Genomic DNA, 23,122 nt, shown 5'->3' with positions numbered 1-23,122 from the left:
TTCTGAACATGAAGCAAGGTTTGCAACTCAGGCTTAGCCAACAACTGGCGATGACGCCACAGCTCCAACAGGCAATTCGTCTGTTGCAGTTGTCGACGCTGGAACTTCAGCAGGAGCTACAGCAGGCGCTGGAGAGTAATCCGCTGCTTGAGCAAATCGACACTCATGAAGAAATCGACACCCGCGAAACGCAAGACAGTGAAACACTGGACACCGCCGACGCGCTCGAACAAAAAGAGATGCCGGAAGAGCTGCCGCTCGATGCCAGTTGGGACACCATTTACACCGCTGGTACACCATCCGGCACCAGCGGTGACTACATTGACGACGAGCTGCCGGTCTATCAGGGCGAAACGACGCAGACCTTGCAGGATTACCTGATGTGGCAGGTCGAGCTGACACCGTTTTCTGACACTGACCGCGCCATTGCTACCTCTATCGTCGATGCCGTTGATGACACCGGTTATCTGACTGTCCCGCTGGAAGATATTCTCGAAAGTATGGGCGATGAAGAGATTGACATCGACGAAGTTGAAGCCGTCCTTAAGCGGATCCAACGGTTTGATCCGGTCGGTGTGGCAGCAAAAGATCTGCGTGACTGTCTGCTGATCCAACTCTCCCAATTCGATAAAACCACGCCATGGCTGGAAGAGGCCAGACTGATCATTAGCGATCATCTCGATCTGTTAGCCAATCACGACTTCCGCACTTTAATGCGCGTCACGCGGCTGAAAGAAGATGTGCTGAAAGAAGCCGTCAATCTGATCCAGTCGCTCGATCCGCGCCCCGGGCAGTCGATCCAGACGGGCGAACCTGAGTATGTCATTCCAGATGTGCTGGTGCGTAAGCATAACGGTCACTGGACGGTAGAACTCAACAGTGACAGCATTCCGCGTCTGCAAATCAACCAGCACTACGCCTCGATGTGCAATAACGCGCGCAACGATGGTGATAGCCAGTTTATCCGCAGCAATCTGCAGGATGCCAAATGGTTGATCAAGAGTCTGGAAAGCCGTAACGATACGCTACTGCGCGTGAGTCGCTGTATCGTTGAACAGCAGCAAGCCTTCTTTGAGCAAGGTGAAGAATATATGAAACCGATGGTACTGGCCGATATCGCCCAGGCTGTCGAAATGCATGAATCGACGATATCTCGCGTGACCACGCAAAAATACCTGCATAGTCCACGAGGCATTTTTGAACTGAAGTATTTCTTTTCCAGTCACGTCAATACCGAGGGCGGCGGCGAAGCTTCCTCCACGGCGATTCGTGCGCTGGTGAAGAAATTAATCGCGGCGGAAAACCCAGCGAAACCGTTGAGCGACAGCAAGTTAACCTCTTTGCTGTCGGAACAAGGTATCATGGTGGCACGCCGCACTGTTGCGAAGTACCGAGAGTCTTTATCCATTCCGCCGTCAAACCAGCGTAAACAGCTCGTTTGACCCAACCGATAAGGAAGACACTATGCAGCTCAACATTACCGGAAATAACGTCGAGATCACCGAGGCACTGCGCGAATTTGTTACAGCCAAATTTGCCAAACTTGAGCAATATTTTGACCGAATCAACCAGGTCTATGTTGTTCTGAAAGTGGAGAAAGTCACCCACACCTCAGATGCAACACTGCATGTAAACGGTGGTGAAATTCATGCCAGCGCGGAAGGTCAGGACATGTACGCTGCCATTGATGGCTTAATTGATAAGCTGGCACGCCAGTTGACCAAACATAAAGATAAACTGAAACAACACTAATTGTCCGGGCAATTAGCATGTGCATGGCGGCCTGTTGTGCGGCACAACGGGCCATTTGTACGGTTAATGCTCCGAGCCTGTTCCACTGTTTGAGTGGGCAGGTTCTTAGGTGAAATTATGACAAATAATGATACAACTCTACAGCTTAGCAGTGTTCTTAACAGGGAATGTACGCGAAGCCGCGTCCACTGTCAGAGCAAAAAACGCGCCCTGGAAATCATCAGCGAGCTGGCGGCGAAACAACTTAGCCTGCCGCCTCAGGTGGTTTTTGAAGCTATCCTGACGCGGGAAAAAATGGGCAGTACCGGTATCGGCAATGGTATTGCCATTCCGCATGGTAAACTGGAAGAAGATACTCTGCGCGCCGTTGGCGTTTTCGTTCAGCTCGAAACGCCTATAGCTTTCGATGCCATTGACAACCAACCGGTAGATTTACTATTTGCGTTGCTGGTTCCGGCTGACCAAACCAAAACGCACCTGCATACTCTGTCGCTGGTGGCGAAACGTCTGGCGGACAAAACCATCTGCCGCCGTTTACGCGCAGCCCAGAGCGATGAAGAGCTGTATCAAATCATTACGGATACCGAAGGTACTCCGGATGAAGCGTAGTTATTCGGTAATGTCTCTTTTAGACGTTGTGAGGAGAAACAGTACATGGTACTGATGATCGTCAGCGGACGTTCAGGTTCAGGTAAATCTGTCGCCCTGCGTGCGCTGGAAGATATGGGTTTTTACTGCGTGGATAACCTTCCCGTAGTGTTGTTACCCGATCTGGCTCGAACCCTGGCCGATCGCGAGATTTCTGCCGCCGTCAGCATTGATGTTCGTAATATGCCGGAGTCACCAGAAATATTCGAACAGGCGATGAGTAACCTGCCTGACGCTTTCTCACCGCAACTACTGTTCCTGGATGCCGACCGTAATACCTTAATTCGTCGTTACAGTGACACGCGCCGACTGCATCCGCTTTCCAGCAAAAACCTGTCGCTGGAAAGTGCTATCGACAAAGAAAGCGATTTGCTGGAGCCTCTGCGTTCGCGAGCGGATCTGATTGTCGATACCTCAGAAATGTCCGTTCACGAGCTGGCTGAAATGCTGCGTACCCGTCTGCTGGGTAAACGTGAACGCGAACTGACCATGGTCTTTGAGTCTTTCGGCTTCAAACACGGTATCCCTATCGATGCAGATTACGTCTTTGACGTGCGCTTCTTGCCGAACCCGCACTGGGATCCGAAACTGCGTCCAATGACAGGTCTTGATAAACCTGTCGCCGCGTTCCTCGACCGCCACACAGAAGTACACAATTTTATCTACCAGACGCGAAGCTATCTTGAGCTATGGTTACCTATGCTGGAAACCAACAACCGTAGCTACTTGACGGTCGCCATTGGTTGTACCGGCGGGAAGCACCGTTCGGTGTATATTGCAGAGCAACTGGCAGACTACTTCCGCTCGCGCGGTAAAAATGTCCAGTCACGCCATCGTACGCTGGAAAAACGTAAACCATGACCGTCAAGCAAACTGTTGAAATCACAAACAAGCTGGGCATGCATGCCCGGCCTGCAATGAAGCTGTTTGAATTAATGCAAGGTTTTGACGCTGAAGTGCTGTTACGTAATGACGAAGGCACCGAGGCTGAAGCCAACAGCGTTATTGCGCTGCTGATGTTGGATTCTGCCAAAGGACGGCAGATTGAAGTTGAAGCGACCGGTCCACAGGAAGAGGAAGCACTGGCCGCCGTTATCGCCCTCTTTAACTCTGGTTTTGATGAAGATTAATCTTCATCACTTTGACATTCAAATCCCTTCAAGCTCCCCCGGCAATAAGAAAAGCGCGTACTGAAATCGTTCTCAATCAACGTCAATTGTACATTTCGTGCGCTTTTTACTTTCAGAAGAACCTTAAGAAAACCTTAAGAAGCATTGTTTAGGTTTCGTTTAAGTTAATCGACCATACTGGAGATCGTCAGAAAATATTTCCAGGAGATGGCATGATTCGCTTATCTGAACAAAGTCCCCTGGGCACCGGAAGACATCGGAAATGTTATGCGCATCCGGAAGATGCCCAACGCTGTATCAAGATTGTCTACCATCGTGGCGATGGTGGCGATAAAGAGATCCGCCGTGAGTTAAAGTACTACGCGCATCTTGGTCGCCGGTTAAAAGACTGGAGTGGAATACCGCGCTATCACGGTACCGTTGAGACGGATTGCGGAACCGGTTATGTCTACGATGTGATTGCCGATTTCGACGGCAAGCCTTCCATTACGCTGACCGAATTTGCAGAACAATGCCGTTACGAAGAAGACATTGCACAACTACGCCAGTTACTGAAACAGCTGAAGCGTTATTTGCAGGATAACCGTATCGTGACGATGTCGCTGAAGCCGCAGAATATCCTCTGTCACCGCATCAGTGAGTCAGAGGTTATCCCCGTCGTCTGCGACAACATTGGTGAAAGCACATTGATTCCACTGGCGACCTGGTCGAAGTGGTGTTGTCTGCGTAAGCAAGAGCGGTTATGGAAACGATTTATCGCCCAACCGGCGCTGGCTATTGCCCTGCAGAAAGATCTGCAACCTCGTGAAAGCAAAACGCTGGCCCTCACTTCGCGCGAAGCTTAATCCAGCTGGTGCTGTTGCATAAACGACTCACCGCCTAACTGATACATCTGCCGTAAAATCCACGCCTGACGGCCACGCACGTAGCCCGATGGCGCGGAGACTTTGAAACGAAGTGGATTAGGTAATACAGCTGCCAGTAATGCAGCTTCCGAGCGGGTAAGTTTGCTCGCGGGTTTGTGGAAATAACGTTGTGCCGCAGCTTCGACGCCAAACACACCGTCGCCAAATTCGGCGATATTCAGGTAAACCGTCAGGATACGCTTTTTGCTCCAGACAGTTTCTATCCCCAGCGTTAATCCAGCTTCCAGCCCTTTTCGAACCCAGCTACGCCCATCCCATAAAAAGAGATTTTTGGCTGTCTGCTGAGAAATCGTTGACGCACCGCGAATACGGTTTTCATTGCGCTCGTTGTGGGCCAGGGCTTGCTCAATGGAGGCGACATCAAAGCCCCAGTGCTCAGGAAACTTCTGATCTTCTGCGGCAATCACCGCCAGTCCCATCCACGGCGAAATTTGATCCATACTGACCCAGTCAGAATGTGCCACGTAACGAAAATTGCCATGCAGCCAGGCGCTGACTTGTCGCTCGGCCATTACCGCTGAGAAAGGAACAGGCGCAACGCTAAACAACGCGATGCCCCCGCCCCAGAAAACGGCGAGGACAACCATTAACCGCAGAAGAAAACGGCGAATGAAACTAAACACCGTTAAGCGGCTTTTACTCATTCAGCCAGTACCAGCACGCGGGAAACCAGCTTATCAATGCCGCTCGCCGCTTCTGCAATGTTCTGCGCCAGCATATATGCCGGGGTGGTGACAATCTTATTGTCTTCATCAACCACGATATCATCGACAGGACACGGCACATGCTCCGCGCCCATCTCTTCCAGCACTTCTGCGGTATCGATATCAGTACCGATGGTCAAACGCAGCGGGAAATCGAAAATTTTCGGCAGCATCGCCGGGGCAATACACATAAAACCAAGCGGTTTTCCGGCCTGATGCATCGCTTGTGCCAGCGCCTTTAATTCACGGTCAACGGTGCATTCGCTACCAAGACTGGCAAAATTGCTTAAATTCTTTGCCGCGCCAAAACCCCCCGGCACAATCAACGCATCCAGTTCAGCGGCATCGGCCTGAGCCAGAGGACGGACTTCACCGCGCGTTATTCGTGCCGCTTCAATCAGCACATTGCGCGTTTCCGTCATCGCTTGGCCAGTTAAATGATTGATAACATCAACCTGCTGCTTATCCGGTGCAAAGCAGACCGCCTGCGCACCGCTGCGTGAAATAGCTAACAACGTCAACACCGCTTCATGAATTTCAGAACCGTCATAGACGCCGCATCCGCTCAGAATTACGCCAATTTTCTTCATTGTGATCATCCTTTCGCAATTGACTGAAACACATTAATTTTTTTAATAAAAATGCTACGCATCACACATTTAACTGATTCATGTAACAAATCATTTAAGTTTTGCTATCTTAACTGCGTGCGGCCTGAAAAACAGTGCTGTGCCCTTGTAACTCATCATAATAATTTACGGCGCAGCCAAGATTTCCCTGGTGTTGGCGCAGTATTCGCGCACCCCGGTCTAGCCGGGGTCATTTTTTAGTGGCTTTTGCCACCCACGCTTTCAGTACTTCTACGTCGTGACGCCACTCTTCTTTCATCTCTTCAATCCATTCACCGACGTTATCTTCCCAGGCGGGAAGGTCAGGAGACTGAATTTGCTGACCCAGCTGTTGCAGATGGCGTAACCCCACTGACCCCGCCGCACCTTTAATTTTATGTCCTTCCTCAACAATGCCTTTTTTATCCTGCGCCGTCAGATTCGACTCCAGCACGCTGACATAGCCCGGCATCATCTTCTCAAACACCGCTAACCCGTCGGTGATCAGCTTCGGTCCTACAAGTTCGAGATACTGTTCCAGCATGGGAATATCGAGCAATGCTTCTGATTTACTGTTCTCTTCTGTCGTCACCGTACTCTCCTCATCATCCTGGGTATCCCAGAATTTCTTGATCATCGCGGTTAGCGCCGGAACAGAAAGCGGCTTACTCAGCACATCATCCATTCCAGCATTGAGGTACTCTTGCTTGTCTTTCAGCACGTTAGCGGTTAAGGCCACCAGCGGCGGTAAATCCTCGCGCGGATAACGCTTCGTCAGTTCACGAGAGATATCCAGCCCGGTCATATCTGGCAACTGAATATCCAGCAATACCAGGTCGTATTCGCCCGGTTTAAACATCTCCAGCGCCGCCTTGCCGGTCATGGCGACATCAACGCTGTTACCTAATTTTTCCAGCACAGAACGCGCGACAATCACGTTCAGTTCAATGTCTTCCACCAGCAGCACATTCAGCGCCGGTAAAGGCATATCGTCTTCATCAAACGCATCATCGACCTCTTCAGCCACCGACGGTGCGTGGATCGTCAACGTAAAGGTTGAACCTTTGCCCTGTTCGCTGGTAACCGTAATATCGCCGCCCATATTTTTCGCCAGACGACGAGAAACGGCCAGACCAATACCGGTGCCGGTGGCAGGTTTACCGCCATGACTGTCTTTCACCTGGTAATACATGGCAAAGATTTTATCCAGCTCATCCTGCGGAATGCCGATACCAGAGTCTTCCACTTCAAAATGCAGCATATCGCCTTCATCGTAGCGCACGCGCACAGTAACCTGGCCTTGCTGGGTGAATTTGACGGCGTTACTGATGAGGTTCCACAGGATCTGCCGTAAACGCGTCCCGTCGGTAATGACCTGATGCGGTAATGGCAGCGTAGGCTCCAGATTAAAGCGCAATCCTTTTTGTTGCGCCTGCAATGCGGAGAGATTTTCCAGATCGGCAAGGAAGCTGGTGAAATCAACCGGCTGATTATCAAGCTGGACCTTACGCCGTTCCATCTTATCCATGTCGATAATATCGTTGAAGATATTCCCCAGCGTGACGGCCGAAACATGGATGGTTTTGAGATATTTTTCCTGCTCGGCGGTGAGTTCGGTATCCAGCAGAATGCGGCTCAGGCCGACGATACCATTCAGCGGTGTACGCAATTCGTGACTGATGGTGGAGATAAACGTCGTTTTGTCGCGGCTGGCGCGTTCAAGCGCATCCTGATACCGCTTACGCTCGGTAATGTCGCGACCAAAGCCCATCAAACCGTGACGTTTACCCACGCGGTCGTAGTACGGCACTTTACGGATTTCAAAGCAGGCTTTGCGCCCGTCCGGGTAATCCAGCCACTGTTCATAGGTCAGTGACACATTATGACGGAACACTTTTTCATCGGTTTCAATGACTTTTGCGGCGGCTTCCGGTGAGTAAACATCAGCAGGTTTCAGGTGAACCAGTTGTTTTTCGCTTTTTCCGGTCAGCAGCTCCATCGCGCGGTTACAGCCGGAAAACTCTTTATCTTCGTTACGATAAAAAACCAGGTCGGGTGAAGCATCAAGGAAGGAACGTAAGAATGAGGATTGCTGTTCGAGCTGAATTTGTGTCTCTTCGCGCTCTTTGATTTCAATTTTCAGTTGGCCGAAGGTTTCCTGCAGTTCTGCTTCCGCTTTTTCACGAACGGCGATTTCCTGATTTAGCTGGGCAATATTATCTTTTAACTGAACGTTGAGGCTCAAATCGCGCTCGCGCATCTCCTCCAGTTTTTGCACCAGCCGTGACAGACGTTGCCGTGACTCCTCCAGTTGCTCGACGACCACCGATAGAAAGTAGACCGCCCACGGCGTAATCAGCAAACCAAAGAAGATAGAACGAATAACATCAATGCTTTCGACCTGACCATGCAGCACCATGGTCACTGCCATTTGTACCACAATGGCAAGAACGACGAGGGCCAGCGCCAGCAGCATTGAGAAGCGCACCAGACCTAACTTCATCATCAGGTCAACATAATACTGCGCCAGCAGACGAATTTGCTTCATTAGGGAATTCCTTCACGACAACCTGCCCCAATAATACCCAATTCTGACAGTTACGTTATAAATTGTGTGAGAAATGCGGAATTCCCCTCAATGGACTACTCCGTTGGAGGTAGCCACGGACGTCCCAGCGCCGATCCCTGTACGCCATGTTCATTCAGATAACGATCCAGCTCGACCATTCCCGTCCAGCGATTTTCACACCACAGAGGAGCAAGCAGCGTCGGGCGACGGGCGCTGGCGGAAATGCGGTGGTAGATCACTTCCGGTGGCGTATGGCGAATCATTTCTCCGGCAGTGAGCGTGTAATCTTCCAGTTCAATACCGTTCAAACGCCCCGCTTCCCAGGCTTTCGCCATAATGCTGCCTTTCACAATATGCAGCGGATGCAGCTTTATGCCGTCCACGCCGGTCTCAACCACTCGCTCCAGGGTTTGCAGACATTCAGCGTGTCCTTCACCTGGCAGGCCGACAATTAAGTGAGAACACACCTTCAGCCCGCGCTGACGTGCCAGCTGGGTTGTACGCTGATAACAGGCAAAATCATGGCCGCGGTTGATGCGATGCAGCGTTTTGTCGTGCGCGGTTTGTAGCCCCAGCTCCAGCCACACTTCGTAGCCCTGGTCCTTATATTCGCAAAGCAGATCCAACACCGCATCTGGCACGCAGTCCGGGCGGGTACCAACACACAAACCGACAATATTGGCCTGGCTCACCGCCTGCTGATACATAGAACGCAGCACCTGAACTTCCGCAAAGGTGCTGGTATACGCCTGAAAGTAGGCCAGATAGCGTTTAGCGCGGTTAACTAAATTCGCCTGGTGCGCCAGTTGTTCGGCAATGGAACGATGTTGCTGCGCTTCATCGGCAAACGAGGCAACATTACAGAATGTGCAGCCACCACGCCCGATGGTACCGTCACGGTTAGGGCAGCTAAAACCGCCGTGCAGCGTCAGCTTATGCACCTTTTGCCCATAACGACGGGTGAGATCACCACCAAACATATTGACTAATTTCTGTAACTGCATAATCTGATAGACCGCGCCTTGAAAAGAGGCCAAAGCCTGCCATTTTTAGCTCAATTCGGCGATGACCTGGATCAATCGCCCCGGCCTGCTTTTATCAACTGCATAATCAATCAAAATTACCGAAATTTCATGCATGATCACATAAATCATTTTTGCTTATCTTGTGTCAGATTTTTTTATCTCCTTATAGATTTTAGGCAAAAACAGTAGCATAAAATGCCATTACCAATTAAGGCAGTATAAAATGCTGGTTTTCTCGTCAGTTCAAGGCAGGATAAGGGTTAACACGCCTTTATGACAGTCAGGAATTGGCAGTTTCTCTAACGACTCCCCTTTTAGCCTTAAAGAGAAAATCTATTTTAATTTCAGCTAATTAATAAAGAATTTTGCGCTAAAGCACATTTCTGTACCAATAAGCTTGCCATTTGACCTGTATCAGCTTTCCCGATAAGTTGGAAATCCGCTGGAAGCTTTCTGGATGAGCAGCCTGCTCATCATATTTATGCAGTAATTGAGATCCCCTCTTCACCGTATTAACCGATGCGAAAAGGACAACAAGGGGGCGAATGCGAGGCGCGCGTATGACACGCAACCCCCGTCGCCACGCTCTTTCTGTGCCCGTGCGCAGCGGTTCGGAAGTGGGGTTCCCGCAGAGCCTGGGGGAGGTTCACGATATGTTGTACGATAAATCCCTTGAGAGGGATAACTGTGGTTTCGGCCTGATCGCCCACATAGAAGGCGAACCTAGCCACAAGGTAGTGCGTACTGCAATACACGCACTGGCCCGCATGCAGCACCGTGGCGCGATTCTCGCCGATGGTAAAACCGGTGACGGTTGCGGCTTGCTGTTACAAAAACCGGATCGCTTTTTTCGCATCGTTGCGCAGGAGCGCGGCTGGCGTTTAGCGAAAAACTACGCCGTCGGGATGCTCTTCCTGAATAAAGATCCTGAGCTCGCCGCTGCCGCACGCCGCATCGTTGAAGAAGAGCTGCAACGCGAAACGTTGTCGATTGTGGGCTGGCGTGATGTCCCCACTAACGAAGGCGTGCTGGGTGAAATCGCCCTCTCCTCTCTGCCACGCATTGAGCAAATTTTTGTGAACGCCCCGGCAGGCTGGCGTCCGCGCGATATGGAGCGCCGTCTGTTTATCGCCCGCCGCCGCATTGAAAAGCGTCTCGAAGCCGACAAAGACTTCTACGTCTGTAGCCTGTCGAATCTGGTCAATATTTATAAAGGTCTGTGTATGCCGGCGGATCTGCCGCGCTTTTATCTGGATCTTGCGGACCTGCGTCTGGAATCGGCCATTTGCCTGTTCCACCAGCGCTTCTCCACTAACACCGTACCGCGCTGGCCGCTGGCGCAGCCGTTCCGCTACCTGGCGCATAACGGTGAAATCAACACCATCACCGGTAACCGCCAATGGGCGCGCGCACGTACCTATAAATTCCAGACGCCGCTGATCCCTGACATGCACGACGCCGCGCCGTTCGTCAACGAAACCGGTTCTGACTCCAGTTCGATGGATAACATGCTGGAACTCCTGCTGGCAGGCGGGATGGATATCATCCGTGCCATGCGTCTATTAGTGCCACCTGCCTGGCAGAACAACCCGGATATGGACCCGGAACTGCGCGCCTTCTTTGACTTTAACTCCATGCATATGGAGCCGTGGGATGGCCCGGCAGGCATCGTGATGTCTGACGGTCGTTTTGCCGCCTGTAACCTCGACCGTAACGGTCTGCGTCCGGCGCGCTACGTCATCACCAAAGATAAGCTCATTACTTGCGCCTCTGAAGTCGGTATCTGGGATTATCAGCCTGACGAAGTGGTCGAAAAAGGCCGCGTCGGGCCAGGCGAACTGATGGTTATCGACACCCGCAGTGGGCGTATTCTGCACTCGGCAGAAACCGATGACGATCTGAAAAGCCGCCATCCATATAAAGAGTGGATGGAGAAAAACGTCCGCCGACTGGTACCGTTTGAAGATCTGCCCGATGAAGAAGTGGGTAGCCGCGAACTGGACGACGACACACTTGCCAGCTACCAGAAACAGTTTAACTACAGCGCGGAAGAACTGGACTCCGTAATTCGCGTACTGGGCGAAAACGGTCAGGAAGCGGTCGGTTCGATGGGCGACGACACCCCATTCGCCGTGCTCTCCAGTCAGCCGCGCATTATTTACGATTACTTCCGCCAGCAATTTGCCCAAGTGACTAACCCGCCAATCGACCCGCTGCGTGAAGCGCATGTTATGTCGCTCGCCACCAGCATCGGGCGTGAAATGAACGTCTTCTGTGAAGCAGAGGGCCAGGCGCACCGTTTAAGTTTTAAATCGCCGATTCTGCTCTACTCCGATTTCAAACAGCTCACGACGATGAAAGAGGAGCACTACCGCGCAGATACACTGGATATCACCTTTGACGTCACCAAAACCACGCTCGAAGCGACGGTCAAAGAGCTGTGCGACAAAGCTGAAAAAATGGTACGTAGCGGCACCGTGTTGCTGGTGCTCTCCGACAGGAATATCGCTAAAGATCGCCTGCCGGTTCCAGCCCCGATGGCGGTTGGCGCGATCCAGACCCGTCTGGTCGAGCAAAGCCTGCGTTGCGATGCCAACATCATCGTCGAAACCGCCAGCGCCCGCGATCCGCACCATTTCGCCGTGTTGCTGGGCTTCGGTGCGACGGCTATTTATCCGTACCTTGCCTATGAAACGCTGGGCCGCCTGGTAGACACCCACGCGATTGCCAAAGATTATCGTACCGTGATGCTCAACTACCGTAACGGCATCAACAAAGGCTTGTACAAAATCATGTCCAAAATGGGCATCTCCACCATCGCCTCTTACCGCTGCTCGAAACTGTTTGAAGCGGTCGGTCTGCACGATGATGTCGTAGGCCTGTGCTTCCAGGGCGCGGTTAGCCGCATTGGCGGGGCGAGCTTTGAAGACTTCCAGCAGGATCTGCTGAATCTGTCGAAACGTGCCTGGCTGGCGCGCAAGCCCATCAGCCAGGGCGGCCTGCTGAAATATGTGCACGGCGGCGAATACCACGCCTACAACCCGGACGTGGTGCGCACACTGCAGCAGGCGGTACAAAGCGGCGAGTATAGCGACTATCAGGAATACGCGAAGCTGGTTAATGAGCGTCCGGCAACCACGCTACGCGATCTGCTGGCAATTACGCCGGGTGAAAACGCAGTCAACATTGCCGATGTTGAACCGGCAAGCGAACTGTTTAAACGCTTCGATACCGCTGCGATGTCTATCGGCGCGTTAAGCCCGGAAGCCCACGAGGCGCTGGCTGAAGCGATGAACAGCATCGGCGGTAACTCGAACTCCGGTGAAGGCGGCGAAGACCCGGCGCGCTATGGCACTAACAAAGTGTCGCGCATCAAGCAGGTGGCGTCCGGTCGCTTCGGCGTTACTCCGGCGTACCTGGTCAATGCCGACGTCATTCAGATTAAAGTCGCCCAGGGCGCGAAGCCGGGCGAAGGCGGTCAGTTACCGGGCGATAAAGTCACGCCTTACATCGCCAAACTGCGCTATTCGGTGCCCGGAGTGACGCTGATCTCCCCGCCGCCGCACCATGATATCTACTCTATCGAGGACTTAGCGCAGCTTATTTTCGACCTCAAGCAGGTTAACTCGAAAGCGATGATCTCCGTGAAGCTGGTTTCCGAACCGGGAGTAGGCACCATCGCGACTGGCGTGGCGAAAGCTTATGCCGATTTAATCACCATCGCAGGCTATGACGGCGGCACCGGCGCAAGTCCGCTTTCATCGGTGAAATACGCAGGCTGTCCGTGGGAGCTGGGGCTTGTTGAAACCCAACAGGCGCTGGTTGCCAACGGTTTACGTCATAAAATTCGTTTGCAGGTTGATGGCGGCCTGAAAACGGGCGTTGATATCATCAAAGCGGCGATTCTCGGCGCAGAAAGCTTCGGCTTCGGCACTGGCCCAATGGTCGCGCTCGGTTGTAAATATCTGCGAATTTGCCATCTGAACAACTGCGCCACGGGTGTAGCAACTCAGGATGACAAACTGCGTAAGAATCACTATCACGGCCTGCCGTTCAAGGTGACCAATTACTTTGAGTTTATCGCCCGTGAAACCCGCGAGCTGATGGCACAGCTGGGGGTAACGCGTCTGGTGGATCTGATTGGTCGCACCGACCTGCTGAAAGAGCTGGACGGTTTCACCGCCAAACAGCAGAAACTGGCGCTGTCGAAACTGCTGGAGACCGCTGAGCCGCATCCAGGTAAGGCGCTCTACTGTACCGAAAACAACCCGCCGTTTGATAACGGCCTGCTGAACGCACAGTTGCTGCAACAGGCAAAACCGTTTGTCGATGAGCGTCAGAGCAAAACCTTCTGGTTCGATATTCGCAACACCGACCGTTCTGTCGGCGCGTCGCTTTCAGGCTATATCGCCCAGACGCACGGCGATCAGGGTCTGGCAGCCGATCCGATCAAAGCGTACTTCAACGGCACCGCAGGCCAGAGCTTCGGTGTGTGGAACGCGGGCGGCGTGGAACTGTACCTGACCGGTGATGCCAACGACTATGTCGGTAAAGGCATGGCGGGCGGCTTAATCGCCATTCGCCCTCCGGTTGGCTCAGCCTTCCGCAGCCATGAAGCAAGTATTATCGGCAACACCTGCCTGTATGGCGCGACCGGTGGTCGTCTGTATGCCGCAGGCCGCGCGGGTGAACGTTTCGGCGTGCGGAACTCCGGTGCTATCACCGTGGTAGAAGGCATTGGCGACAATGGCTGTGAATATATGACGGGCGGTATTGTCTGTATTCTGGGTAAAACCGGCGTGAATTTCGGCGCGGGTATGACCGGAGGCTTCGCTTACGTTCTCGATGAAAGCGGCGATTTCCGCAAACGCGTTAACCCGGAACTGGTCGAGGTCTTAAGCGTTGACGATCTGGCGATCCATGAAGAGCATCTGCGCGGTCTTATCACCGAGCATGTGCAGCATACCGGTTCCCAGCGCGGTGAAGAGATTCTGGCGAACTGGTCAACCTTCGCCACGAAATTCGCGCTGGTTAAACCGAAGTCCAGTGATGTAAAAGCACTGCTGGGTCACCGTAGTCGTAGCGCAGCAGAGTTGCGCGTGCAGGCGCAGTAAGGGGTAGCAACAATGAGTCAGAATGTTTATCAATTTATCGACCTGCAGCGCGTTGATCCGCCAAAGAAACCGCTGAAGATCCGTAAAATTGAGTTTGTTGAAATTTACGAGCCGTTTTCCGAAGGCCAGGCCAAAGCGCAGGCTGACCGCTGCCTGTCGTGCGGCAACCCATACTGCGAGTGGAAATGCCCGGTACACAACTACATCCCGAACTGGCTGAAGCTCGCCAACGAGGGGCGTATTTTTGAAGCGGCGGAACTGTCGCACCAGACCAACACCCTGCCGGAAGTATGCGGACGTGTCTGCCCGCAAGACCGTCTGTGCGAAGGTTCCTGCACCCTGAACGATGAGTTTGGCGCTGTGACCATCGGCAACATTGAGCGTTATATCAACGATAAAGCGTTCGAAATGGGCTGGCGTCCGGATCTGTCCGGCGTGAAACAGACCGGTAAAAAAGTGGCGATTATCGGCGCTGGCCCGGCGGGTCTGGCGTGTGCGGATGTTCTGACGCGCAACGGCGTAAAAGCGGTCGTCTTCGACCGTCACCCGGAAATTGGCGGATTGCTGACCTTCGGTATTCCGGCTTTCAAGCTGGAAAAAGAGGTAATGACGCGCCGCCGTGAAATCTTCACCGGCATGGGTATTGAATTCAAACTCAATACCGAAGTGGGCCGCGACGTACAGCTGGACGATCTGCTGAGTGATTACGATGCCGTGTTCCTTGGCGTCGGGACTTATCAGTCAATGCGCGGCGGGCTGGAAAACGAAGACGCCGATGGCGTGTACGCAGCGCTGCCGTTCCTTATCGCCAACACCAAACAGTTAATGGGCTTTGGCGAAACCCGCGAAGAACCGTTCGTCAGCATGGAAGGCAAACGCGTGGTGGTACTTGGCGGTGGCGACACTGCGATGGACTGCGTGCGTACGTCTGTACGCCAGGGAGCGAAGCACGTTACCTGTGCCTATCGTCGTGATGAAGAGAACATGCCAGGTTCCCGCCGCGAAGTGAAAAACGCGCGAGAAGAAGGCGTAGAGTTCAAATTCAATGTCCAGCCACTGGGGATTGAAGTGAACGGTAACGGCAAAGTCAGCGGCGTAAAAATGGTACGTACCGAAATGGGCGAACCGGATGCCAAAGGCCGTCGCCGCGCGGAGATCGTGGCAGGTTCCGAACATATCGTTCCGGCAGATGCGGTGATCATGGCGTTTGGTTTCCGTCCACACAACATGGAATGGCTGGCAAAACACAGCGTCGAGCTGGATTCACAAGGCCGCATCATCGCCCCGGAAGGCAGCGACAACGCCTTCCAGACCAGTAACCCGAAAATCTTTGCTGGCGGCGATATCGTCCGTGGTTCCGATCTGGTCGTTACCGCCATCGCCGAAGGTCGCAAAGCGGCAGACGGCATTATGAACTGGCTGGAAGTTTAAGCTCTGTCCCAGCGCCGCCTCCTCAGAAAAGAGTCGGCGCTGAAATTCTCCTTTCGTTCTGGAAAGCGCCTCGCATAATCTGAAGAAAACCAATGTAATACGCACATCTGGATTGTTACCGGCAGATGCCCGGCGTATAGCTGATTCCATTATTCAACACTGCGCCATATTAAGGGACAGATAATGGAATCGCTCTCAGAAGGAACCACAGCAGGCTACCAGCAAATCCACGACGGCATTATTCATCTGGTCGATAGCGCCCGAACGGAAACGGTACGTAGCGTTAACGCGCTGATGACCGCGACATACTGGGAAATTGGCCGACGAATTGTCGAATTTGAACAAGGTGGCGAGGCCAGGGCTGCGTATGGTGCGCAGCTAATCAAGCGACTATCAAAGGATTTAAGTCTAAGGTTTAAGCGTGGGTTCTCTGCAAAAAACTTACGCCAAATGAGGCTTTTTTACCTCTTTTTTCAACATGTTGAAATTCGCCAGACAGTGTCTGGCGAATTAACACCATTGGGAATTCCGCAGACACCATCTGCAGAATTCCCATCGGCAAAGATTTGGCAGACGCTGTCTGCCAAATCTTTCCCCCTGCCCTGGTCCACTTACGTCCGTTTGCTTTCTGTTAAAAACGCTGACGCCCGCAGCTTTTATGAAAAAGAGACGCTCCGCTGTGGCTGGTCTGTTCGCCAGCTAGAGCGGCAAATTGCGACCCAATTTTATGAGCGAACACTACTGTCACATGACAAATCAGCCATGCTGCAACAACACGCTCCTGCCGAGATGCATATTCTTCCGCAACAGGCGATACGCGATCCCTTTGTGCTCGAATTTCTGGAGTTGAAAGATGAATACTCAGAATCTGATTTTGAGGAGGCGCTGATCAACCACCTGATGGATTTCATGCTGGAACTTGGGGATGATTTTGCCTTTGTTGGTCGGCAGCGAAGGTTACGCATTGATGACAACTGGTTTCGGGTCGATCTGCTGTTTTTCCACCGCCGTTTACGCTGCCTGCTAATCGTCGATCTAAAAGTGGGCAAATTTAGCTATAGCGATGCCGGACAGATGAATATGTATCTCAACTACGCCAAAGAGCACTGGACGCTACCGGATGAAAATCCGCCCATCGGTCTGGTTCTCTGTGCAGAGAAAGGAGCCGGAGAAGCACATTATGCTCTGGCAGGTTTGCCTAACACCGTTCTGGCGAGCGAATATAAGATGCAACTACCTGATGAAAAACGACTCGCGGATGAACTCGTTCGAACACAGGCGGTGCTAGAGGAAGGCTATAGACGCCGATAATTTCAGCAATTTCGAATTCTGCAGACAGTGTCTGCAGAATCTTTAAAACGAACTAAGTTTTAAGCCATTAAATCAGCCTTAACCTTCACTACCACCTTTTTAATCTCACCAGGTTCGCCGACAACGCATCCCGGCTTATGCGGTTCTCCAGGCATAAACACGGCAAACATTCCCGGTTTTAAGATGATGGTTTGCTCGTTCTCAATGGCGCTGCAAAGCTGGTAATCATCCTCATGGTGGAACTCTTCACACTGACGCGCAGTGCCTGCCGTGCCAAACAGAATCCGTTCCTCACCGTTTAATAACAGCTGGATATCAATGTATTGCTCGTGCAGCTCCGCTTTTTTCTCAACGGGCGATTGAGTGTTAAACGTCATGACATTCATAAAGATATTGTCGCCCTGTAATTCGTAACGACCCGGCGCTTTTTCTTGCGGTCTGGCAGCTAAGGCTAGTGTTAACGCGTCCTGTAACGCAGGATGTAATCCGGCAGACGGTAATGACTGTACTTCACCCATCATCATAATTTTTCTCCCTGGGCCAACAGCGCAGCCCCAAGTAAACCTGCATCATGGCGGTAGTGCGCCGCCAGTAAATCAACATGAAATGCCGCTGGCTCCTGTGCCAGATACGTTTCCACCAACGCCAGATACCCTTCTGCCAGACCAACGCTGCCACCGACCACCACGCACTGGCAATCAGTTGTGGCTTTAATATCAGCGATCAGCCTTGCCAGCACATGCGCGGAGCGGTGAATCAGTTGCTGCGCCTGCTCATCGCCCTGCCCGGCGTGCGTGAAAATAGTTTTCGCATTCGCACCAGCCAACTCCCCCTGCGCTGCCGCTGCAATGCCGCGACCAGAAGCAATCGCCTCCACGCAACCTGTGCGTCCACAGCCGCAGACTGGACCATGCGGATCGGCAAGCGTATGCCCGATATGCCCCGCCAGACCGCCAGGGCCGGTAAGCAGTTTGCCGCCGCTCACTACACCGCCGCCGACGCCAGTGGAAACGGTGATAAACACCATCTCGGTTATATCGCCTTCCAGCGCCTGATACTCCGCCCATGCTGCGGCCTGCGCGTCGTTAATGGCAATGGTCGGCAAATCGGTAAGCTGCTCCAGTGTTTTGACTAACGGAAAGTGTAGCAATCCACCAAGATTATGCGGATTTAGCGCCAGCAAGCTGCCGTCGCGAATAATTCCGGTTGAAGCGATAGCAACCCTCTGCGCATGAGCTTGCAACGGAGAGACTAATGCGGATAAGGCATCACGCAAGGCTTCTGGTGTCTGGCTGGCTGGCGTAGGAAGCTCACGACGATCGCGGATCTGCCCGTCAGCGCCAATCAGCGCGGCGGCAAGTTTAGTACCGCCGATATCAATCGCCAGTGTGGTCATAGCACCGCCTTTTTCATCGCTGTGTTGTACCACTGACAAATGTGTTCAAGACGCGTTATGGCAGAACCGACCGTCACCGCCCACGCGCCGTGGCGCATCGCATCTGCCGCCTGAGCAGGCGTGTTGTAACGCCCTTCGGCAATCACCCGACATCCGGCGTCGCTCAACGTTTTCACCAGCGCCAGATCCGGCTCTTCTGGCGTTTCAGGCGTGGTATAGCCAGAAAGCGTAGTGCCAATAATTTCGGCTCCCAGCTTTTGGCATGCCAGGCCGTCTTCCGGCGTGGAACAGTCGGTCATCGCCAGTAAACCGTGATGGTGAATACGTGCCAGCAACGTTTCAACAGGCACCGGACGCGGACGATCGGTGCCGTCAATGGCGATAATGTCCGCGCCTGCCTGCGCCAGCGCATCGACATCTTCAATATAGGCCGTGATGCGTACCGGAGAATCCTCCAGATCGCGTTTCACAATCCCGATAATCGGCACACTCACCACCGCACGCGTGGCTTGCAGATTTGCCACACCTTCAATGCGAATGGCGACCGCACCCGCCTGCTCTGCAGCTAATGCCATGGCGGCGACGATTTCGGGTTTATCGAGCGGGCTGTCCGGAACCGGCTGGCAGGAGACAATCAGGCCACCGTTAGCAGCGATTTTTTGATCCAGTTGTGCAAGTAACGACATACATCTTCCCTTAGCGAAAGGCCCGGTACAGAGACCGGGCAACAGGATTAACTTTTGGTTTTGACTAAATCGTTTTTGGCGCGGCCAAATGGCACGGCACCGCTAAATGGTTTGCCGTCGATAGCGTCATGAGTACGCAATGCTTCCGGGCGCAGCCAACGCTGAACGCGGGAAGGCATATCCAGACCAATCAGCAGGATCACCACAAATGTCAGACTGAACGAGAGCGATGCCAGCGCAGTACCCAGATCCAGACGTTGAGCGATCAACGCGCCGATGATTGGGGCCAGTGCACCGCCCAATGCGCCGACGTTGTAGGTAAAGCCCAGGCCCGCTGCACGCTGGTCGGTATCGAAATAACCGCCAATCAGTTTCGGTAAGATCCCGGCGATCCCTTGTCCAAGCATTTGCTGGAAGAACAGTAACAGACCGAGCACCCAGACGTTTGCGCCGCCAATCGCAAATACTGGAATAATCAGTAGCTGCGAGGCCAGCAGACTACAAACGTACGCTTTGCGGGTTCCCAGCCAGTCACCGAGGAAGCCACCGACGCAGCACCCCACCGCCGCGCCAAAGCCACTAAAGAACAGCACATTGGCGACAGTATGCGGGTTATAAGCCAGATCGGTTTTCAGATACGTTGGCAGCAGTGCCTGAATCGGCCATGAATAGAGGAAAGCAAACAACACGACCACCATCAGCATTACGCCCGTTGGCCAGCGTTTGCCCGTACTCTGTACCATAAAGCTGATAAAGATTGCGGCGCATAACAGCCCGAGAACAGCGACGATTGCGGCATTTTGCAGGTTACCGGCGAAGCAGAACCACAGCGCAGTAGCCGCCGCCAGTGTCATTACGATATTGGCAATGCGATGTTCACCACGGTAGAGAATATCTACCATCGTGCGTACTGGTGCTTTACCAGCATGTTTCTCTTTCCAGTCTTCCGCTTCCGGGATGTTTTTACGCAGCCAGAGAGCAAAGATGATTGGCAAAATGCCGATAAAGAACAGCGCACGCCAGCCCCAGACCGGAACCACCAGGCTATAGACCTGAGCGGCAACGACGGCCCCCACAGAGAAGCCGGAAATCAGAAAACCACTGGCTTTATTACGCAGATGTTTTGGCCAGCTTTCAATGACATAGGTGGCGCTGGAACCGTATTCACCCGCCATCCCCATGCCGATGACCAGACGAGCGATAAACATGGTGATGTAGCCTGGCGCAAAGCCGCAGGCCAGCGTCCCGGCCGAGAAGAGAACGATGCTGGTGACCATTGCCAGACGACGCCCGTAGCGGTCACCCATAGCGCCGAGCATCAGGCCGCCGAACCAGCGAGAGATAAAGGCTGCGGAGATCAGACTTGCCGCCTGCACCGTCGTCAGCCCGAATTCACCTTGTACTTCGGTGAGTACCAGGGCGATTAAAACGAAATCAAAACCGTCAAGCAGATATCCCAACCAGGCAGCGGAAAATGCCCGCCATTGTGCACGATTGAGATGGCGATACCACGGGATATTCTGGGTTGTAGTACTCATTGTGAGTCTCCCGCGGTGGGCGATGCCCACACGCTTTGGTATGAAAATTGTAGGGTACAGATGCGTTTATTTCCCCTCACCCGGTAGGGGCGAGCGAGGGGAAACAACTCACCCGCGCTCTTGCATCAACTGCTGGGCCAGCGCTTTCAGTTCTGGCAGATATTTTTCATCTACCGGACCAAACGGTTTGCGGCACAGCGGCACAGAAACGACATCCATATAATGCAGGACCGTTTTCAGGCCGCGGAATACGCCCGTTTTGATCAGTAAATCAATGACTTTATTACATTCGGTTTGCAGCTTCTGCCCGGTCTGGATATCGCCTTCTTTCAGCGCCTTCACAATCCCCTGATAACGCCAGCCCATAATGTTGTAGGTACTACCGATACCACCATCAGCGCCCGCCAGAAGACCAGAGGCGAAGATTTCGTCGTAACCGTTATAGAGCACCAGATCAGGATGTTCACGACGGATCTGTTCCATCTGATAGAGATCGCCAGAGGTCTGTTTCAGCGCGCCGACACCAGGCAGCGTAACCAGGGTGTTGATCTGATCCAGGGTTAGTTTTACCCCGCTCAGGGCAGGAATGTTGTACACCACCATCGGCAACCCATCCGCCGAATCAATAATTGCCCGATAGTGATCGCAGTGTTCTTCAAAGCTGAAAGGATAGTAGAACGGCGTGACGGCGGAGACGGCATCGAAGCCATAACGTTTAGCCGATGCCGCAAGTTGTTGGCTTTCAGCAGTGCTGACGCAACCAACGTGGGCGATGAGTTTAATCTTGCCTTTCGCCTCTTCGGCGACGATTTCCAGTACCTGTTCACGCTCGGAAAGGCTTTGTACAAAGGCTTCGCCGGTAGAACCACCCACGTATAAACCGTCGATGCCCTGCTGAATATTGAACTGAACCAGGCGACGCAGACTCGCTTTATCCAGTGCTTGTTGTTGGTCAAAAGGAGTCAGGAGTGCGGCCATTACGCCACGTAAATTCGTTGCCATAAATACCTCTGAAGTGATGCTTGTCTGATAAACGATATACCTTTATACCTGTTATACCAGATCAATTAAGCAACACCCCATACAGAAAGCTTATAATGCGATCTGCTTCACTAAAGTGGCATTATTTCTTTTTGTTGGTGGTCTGACCGAAGGCGTGCCAGGTAGCAGAGACGCTGTTGAGATGCGATTGCAACGCGCGATCGGCTTCATCGGGATCGTGGCGGCGGATCGCGTCAACGATCGCAATATGCTGTTGATAGCTAACGTTATTATGCTCGTGCAGAGCCTGATCAGCCACGGTTGGACGTGCGGCGATCAGCCAGTCGAGCAGGGCAACGTGGATCGCCATGAAGATTGGGTTACCGGGGATCTCCGCCAGCACGCGGTGGAAATCAACGTCTGAACGAATGAATGCCGCGTTGTTATCAAGCGACTGACTGTTGATTTCCAGTGCTTTTGCCAGCAAATCGATTTGCTCATCGGTGGCGTGTTCAGCCGCATAGCGCACCAGGCTGGATTCAAAGAACAGACGTAATTGTTCGAAATGGGCAATCCCGCCAGGATGAGAAAGGAAATCTTTCGCCATGCCGGAAAGCTCGCCGATGATGGTGTCCGCAGAAGGACGTGAGACGCGAGCGCGTTCGCCGTTGTTTATTTGCACCAGACCTTTACGTTTTAACGCTGCCAGCGCTTCACGCACCGAAGGACGCCCGACATTAAAGAACGCCATCAGTTCGCGTTCAGACGGTAATTGTTCACCTTCGCCAAATTCACGACGGCGGATCATCTGTTCCAGCTCTTCTTCCACCATTTCGGAGAGTTTTTTACGCGCCAGCGGGCGGCTACGCAAGTTGCGACCAATTGCAGGTGAAGAATCTTCGGTTTGCGAATCAAATGCGTTCATAAGGCCCATTCTGTAAGGTCAGTGTGATTAACATCATCAGTGACATCCTATCACAGGATTGAAAGTAGGGGAAAATGGCAGGGTTTTCTCTTTGTGCCTCATCATTACCATAATTAACGGAATAATTAACTATTGCGAAAAATTAATGTAACGCAGATAAAAACATCCCGATTGAATTATTTATAAGACTATTCACGAGCATTATGAATATTATGAATGTGTTCTTACAAAATAATCATAAGCGCATATTTTTTAATGAAAAATCACCTCACCTACAATTAAAAACACGACATCCGCACCATAAATAGCCTTGCAAAAAATATAACATCATTGTTTTCAATCTGCCGTTTATGGGATTGACCGTTTTCTTTTGACACG

19 protein-coding genes are annotated in these 23,122 nt (G+C 52.6%); 9 read left to right on the top strand and 10 right to left on the bottom strand.

What is annotated here, in order from left to right; all coding sequences use genetic code 11:
- Positions 1–8 precede the first annotated feature (8 nt).
- The 6 genes from rpoN (at position 9) to yrbL (ending at position 4,375) form a co-directional block, all read left to right on the top strand.
- A complete protein-coding gene (gene rpoN, locus ACJHX3_RS02660; RefSeq protein ID WP_000809051.1) occupies positions 9–1,442 on the top strand; it encodes an RNA polymerase factor sigma-54 in 1,434 nt (477 codons plus the stop codon).
- A 22-nt stretch (positions 1,443–1,464) separates the two neighbouring features.
- A complete protein-coding gene (gene hpf, locus ACJHX3_RS02655) occupies positions 1,465–1,752 on the top strand; it encodes a ribosome hibernation promoting factor (RefSeq protein WP_001176599.1) in 288 nt (95 codons plus the stop codon).
- A gap of 117 nt (positions 1,753–1,869) precedes the next feature.
- Positions 1,870–2,361, top strand: coding sequence for a PTS IIA-like nitrogen regulatory protein PtsN (gene ptsN / locus ACJHX3_RS02650; protein ID WP_000183676.1), 492 nt, complete (start codon positions 1,870–1,872; stop codon positions 2,359–2,361).
- A gap of 45 nt (positions 2,362–2,406) precedes the next feature.
- Positions 2,407–3,261, top strand: a complete 855-nt coding sequence (gene rapZ / locus ACJHX3_RS02645; protein ID WP_000243741.1) for an RNase adapter RapZ — start codon at positions 2,407–2,409, stop codon at positions 3,259–3,261.
- Positions 3,258–3,530, top strand: coding sequence for a PTS phosphocarrier protein NPr (gene npr / locus ACJHX3_RS02640; RefSeq protein ID WP_000216791.1), 273 nt, complete (start codon positions 3,258–3,260; stop codon positions 3,528–3,530). Before rapZ ends, npr begins: the two co-directional genes overlap by 4 nt.
- Before the next feature lie 212 nt (positions 3,531–3,742).
- Positions 3,743–4,375, top strand: coding sequence for a PhoP regulatory network protein YrbL (gene yrbL, locus ACJHX3_RS02635; protein WP_000620405.1), 633 nt, complete (start codon positions 3,743–3,745; stop codon positions 4,373–4,375).
- On the opposite strand, the gene mtgA is transcribed toward yrbL, so the two are convergent.
- From mtgA to ACJHX3_RS02615, 4 genes are all read right to left on the bottom strand, one after another.
- Positions 4,372–5,100 carry a monofunctional biosynthetic peptidoglycan transglycosylase gene (mtgA, locus tag ACJHX3_RS02630; protein WP_000047061.1) on the bottom strand — a complete coding sequence of 243 codons (729 nt, stop codon included), beginning with the start codon at positions 5,098–5,100 and terminating at the stop codon, positions 4,372–4,374. The genes yrbL and mtgA overlap by 4 nt on opposite strands.
- Positions 5,097–5,750 carry an isoprenoid biosynthesis glyoxalase ElbB gene (gene elbB / locus ACJHX3_RS02625; protein ID WP_001469263.1) on the bottom strand — a complete coding sequence of 218 codons (654 nt, stop codon included), beginning with the start codon at positions 5,748–5,750 and terminating at the stop codon, positions 5,097–5,099. Before elbB ends, mtgA begins: the two co-directional genes overlap by 4 nt.
- Before the next feature lie 229 nt (positions 5,751–5,979).
- Positions 5,980–8,316, bottom strand: coding sequence for an aerobic respiration two-component sensor histidine kinase ArcB (gene arcB, locus ACJHX3_RS02620; protein WP_000809774.1), 2,337 nt, complete (start codon positions 8,314–8,316; stop codon positions 5,980–5,982).
- A gap of 95 nt (positions 8,317–8,411) precedes the next feature.
- On the bottom strand, positions 8,412–9,341 hold the full coding sequence (locus ACJHX3_RS02615) for a TIGR01212 family radical SAM protein (RefSeq protein WP_001604885.1): 930 nt from the start codon (positions 9,339–9,341) through the stop codon (positions 8,412–8,414).
- A 674-nt stretch (positions 9,342–10,015) separates the two neighbouring features.
- Here ACJHX3_RS02615 and gltB point away from each other — a divergent pair.
- The 3 genes from gltB to ACJHX3_RS02600 all read left to right on the top strand — a co-directional run bounded on the left by gltB (position 10,016) and on the right by ACJHX3_RS02600 (position 17,218).
- Entirely contained in the window at positions 10,016–14,476 is a 4,461-nt protein-coding gene (gene gltB, locus ACJHX3_RS02610) for a glutamate synthase large subunit (RefSeq protein ID WP_094321975.1), read from the top strand.
- A gap of 12 nt (positions 14,477–14,488) precedes the next feature.
- A complete protein-coding gene (gltD, locus tag ACJHX3_RS02605; RefSeq protein WP_000081646.1) occupies positions 14,489–15,907 on the top strand; it encodes a glutamate synthase subunit GltD in 1,419 nt (472 codons plus the stop codon).
- A gap of 183 nt (positions 15,908–16,090) precedes the next feature.
- Positions 16,091–17,218 carry a YhcG family protein gene (locus ACJHX3_RS02600; RefSeq protein ID WP_000445119.1) on the top strand — a complete coding sequence of 376 codons (1,128 nt, stop codon included), beginning with the start codon at positions 16,091–16,093 and terminating at the stop codon, positions 17,216–17,218.
- A 59-nt stretch (positions 17,219–17,277) separates the two neighbouring features.
- Here the strand turns inward: ACJHX3_RS02600 and nanQ are convergent, their stop codons facing one another.
- From nanQ to nanR, 6 genes are all read right to left on the bottom strand, one after another.
- Positions 17,278–17,742, bottom strand: a complete 465-nt coding sequence (gene nanQ / locus ACJHX3_RS02595; RefSeq protein WP_000979889.1) for an N-acetylneuraminate anomerase — start codon at positions 17,740–17,742, stop codon at positions 17,278–17,280.
- Positions 17,739–18,614, bottom strand: a complete 876-nt coding sequence (nanK, locus tag ACJHX3_RS02590) for an N-acetylmannosamine kinase (protein ID WP_001559999.1) — start codon at positions 18,612–18,614, stop codon at positions 17,739–17,741. The genes nanQ and nanK overlap by 4 nt, the downstream gene beginning before the upstream one ends.
- Positions 18,611–19,300: an N-acetylmannosamine-6-phosphate 2-epimerase gene (locus tag ACJHX3_RS02585; RefSeq protein WP_000054239.1), complete on the bottom strand. Its 690-nt coding sequence runs from the start codon at positions 19,298–19,300 to the stop codon at positions 18,611–18,613. Before ACJHX3_RS02585 ends, nanK begins: the two co-directional genes overlap by 4 nt.
- A gap of 47 nt (positions 19,301–19,347) precedes the next feature.
- On the bottom strand, positions 19,348–20,838 hold the full coding sequence (gene nanT, locus ACJHX3_RS02580) for a sialic acid transporter NanT (protein WP_000108458.1): 1,491 nt from the start codon (positions 20,836–20,838) through the stop codon (positions 19,348–19,350).
- A gap of 108 nt (positions 20,839–20,946) precedes the next feature.
- On the bottom strand, positions 20,947–21,840 hold the full coding sequence (gene nanA, locus ACJHX3_RS02575) for an N-acetylneuraminate lyase (protein WP_094321974.1): 894 nt from the start codon (positions 21,838–21,840) through the stop codon (positions 20,947–20,949).
- Positions 21,841–21,961: 121 nt separating this feature from the next.
- Positions 21,962–22,753: a transcriptional regulator NanR gene (gene nanR / locus ACJHX3_RS02570; protein WP_000523844.1), complete on the bottom strand. Its 792-nt coding sequence runs from the start codon at positions 22,751–22,753 to the stop codon at positions 21,962–21,964.
- Positions 22,754–23,122 lie beyond the last annotated feature (369 nt).

It is taken from the genome of Escherichia sp. WS1265, from assembly GCF_046487585.1.
In the GTDB taxonomy this organism is placed as follows: Bacteria; Pseudomonadota; Gammaproteobacteria; order Enterobacterales; family Enterobacteriaceae; genus Escherichia; species Escherichia coli.
Note: the sequence above shows the minus strand (reverse complement) of the source record. Positions and strands in the feature narration are given on the sequence as shown.

Bases quoted from the DNA above. Each gene is read 5' to 3' on its own strand.
- nanR (WP_000523844.1), bottom strand. From the start codon at position 22,753: ATGGGCCTTATGAACGCATTTGATTCGCAAACCGAAGATTCTTCACCT.
- ACJHX3_RS02585 (WP_000054239.1), bottom strand. From the start codon at position 19,300: ATGTCGTTACTTGCACAACTGGATCAAAAAATCGCTGCTAACGGTGGC.
- elbB (WP_001469263.1), bottom strand. From the start codon at position 5,750: ATGAAGAAAATTGGCGTAATTCTGAGCGGATGCGGCGTCTATGACGGT.
- ACJHX3_RS02615 (WP_001604885.1), bottom strand. From the start codon at position 9,341: ATGCAGTTACAGAAATTAGTCAATATGTTTGGTGGTGATCTCACCCGT.
- hpf (WP_001176599.1), top strand. From the start codon at position 1,465: ATGCAGCTCAACATTACCGGAAATAACGTCGAGATCACCGAGGCACTG.
- gltB (WP_094321975.1), top strand. From the start codon at position 10,016: ATGTTGTACGATAAATCCCTTGAGAGGGATAACTGTGGTTTCGGCCTG.
- ACJHX3_RS02600 (WP_000445119.1), top strand. From the start codon at position 16,091: ATGGAATCGCTCTCAGAAGGAACCACAGCAGGCTACCAGCAAATCCAC.
- nanQ (WP_000979889.1), bottom strand. From the start codon at position 17,742: ATGATGATGGGTGAAGTACAGTCATTACCGTCTGCCGGATTACATCCT.
- rapZ (WP_000243741.1), top strand. From the start codon at position 2,407: ATGGTACTGATGATCGTCAGCGGACGTTCAGGTTCAGGTAAATCTGTC.
- nanT (WP_000108458.1), bottom strand. From the start codon at position 20,838: ATGAGTACTACAACCCAGAATATCCCGTGGTATCGCCATCTCAATCGT.
- arcB (WP_000809774.1), bottom strand. From the start codon at position 8,316: ATGAAGCAAATTCGTCTGCTGGCGCAGTATTATGTTGACCTGATGATG.
- gltD (WP_000081646.1), top strand. From the start codon at position 14,489: ATGAGTCAGAATGTTTATCAATTTATCGACCTGCAGCGCGTTGATCCG.
- rpoN (WP_000809051.1), top strand. From the start codon at position 9: ATGAAGCAAGGTTTGCAACTCAGGCTTAGCCAACAACTGGCGATGACG.
- ptsN (WP_000183676.1), top strand. From the start codon at position 1,870: ATGACAAATAATGATACAACTCTACAGCTTAGCAGTGTTCTTAACAGG.
- yrbL (WP_000620405.1), top strand. From the start codon at position 3,743: ATGATTCGCTTATCTGAACAAAGTCCCCTGGGCACCGGAAGACATCGG.
- mtgA (WP_000047061.1), bottom strand. From the start codon at position 5,100: ATGAGTAAAAGCCGCTTAACGGTGTTTAGTTTCATTCGCCGTTTTCTT.
- nanA (WP_094321974.1), bottom strand. From the start codon at position 21,840: ATGGCAACGAATTTACGTGGCGTAATGGCCGCACTCCTGACTCCTTTT.
- nanK (WP_001559999.1), bottom strand. From the start codon at position 18,614: ATGACCACACTGGCGATTGATATCGGCGGTACTAAACTTGCCGCCGCG.
- npr (WP_000216791.1), top strand. From the start codon at position 3,258: ATGACCGTCAAGCAAACTGTTGAAATCACAAACAAGCTGGGCATGCAT.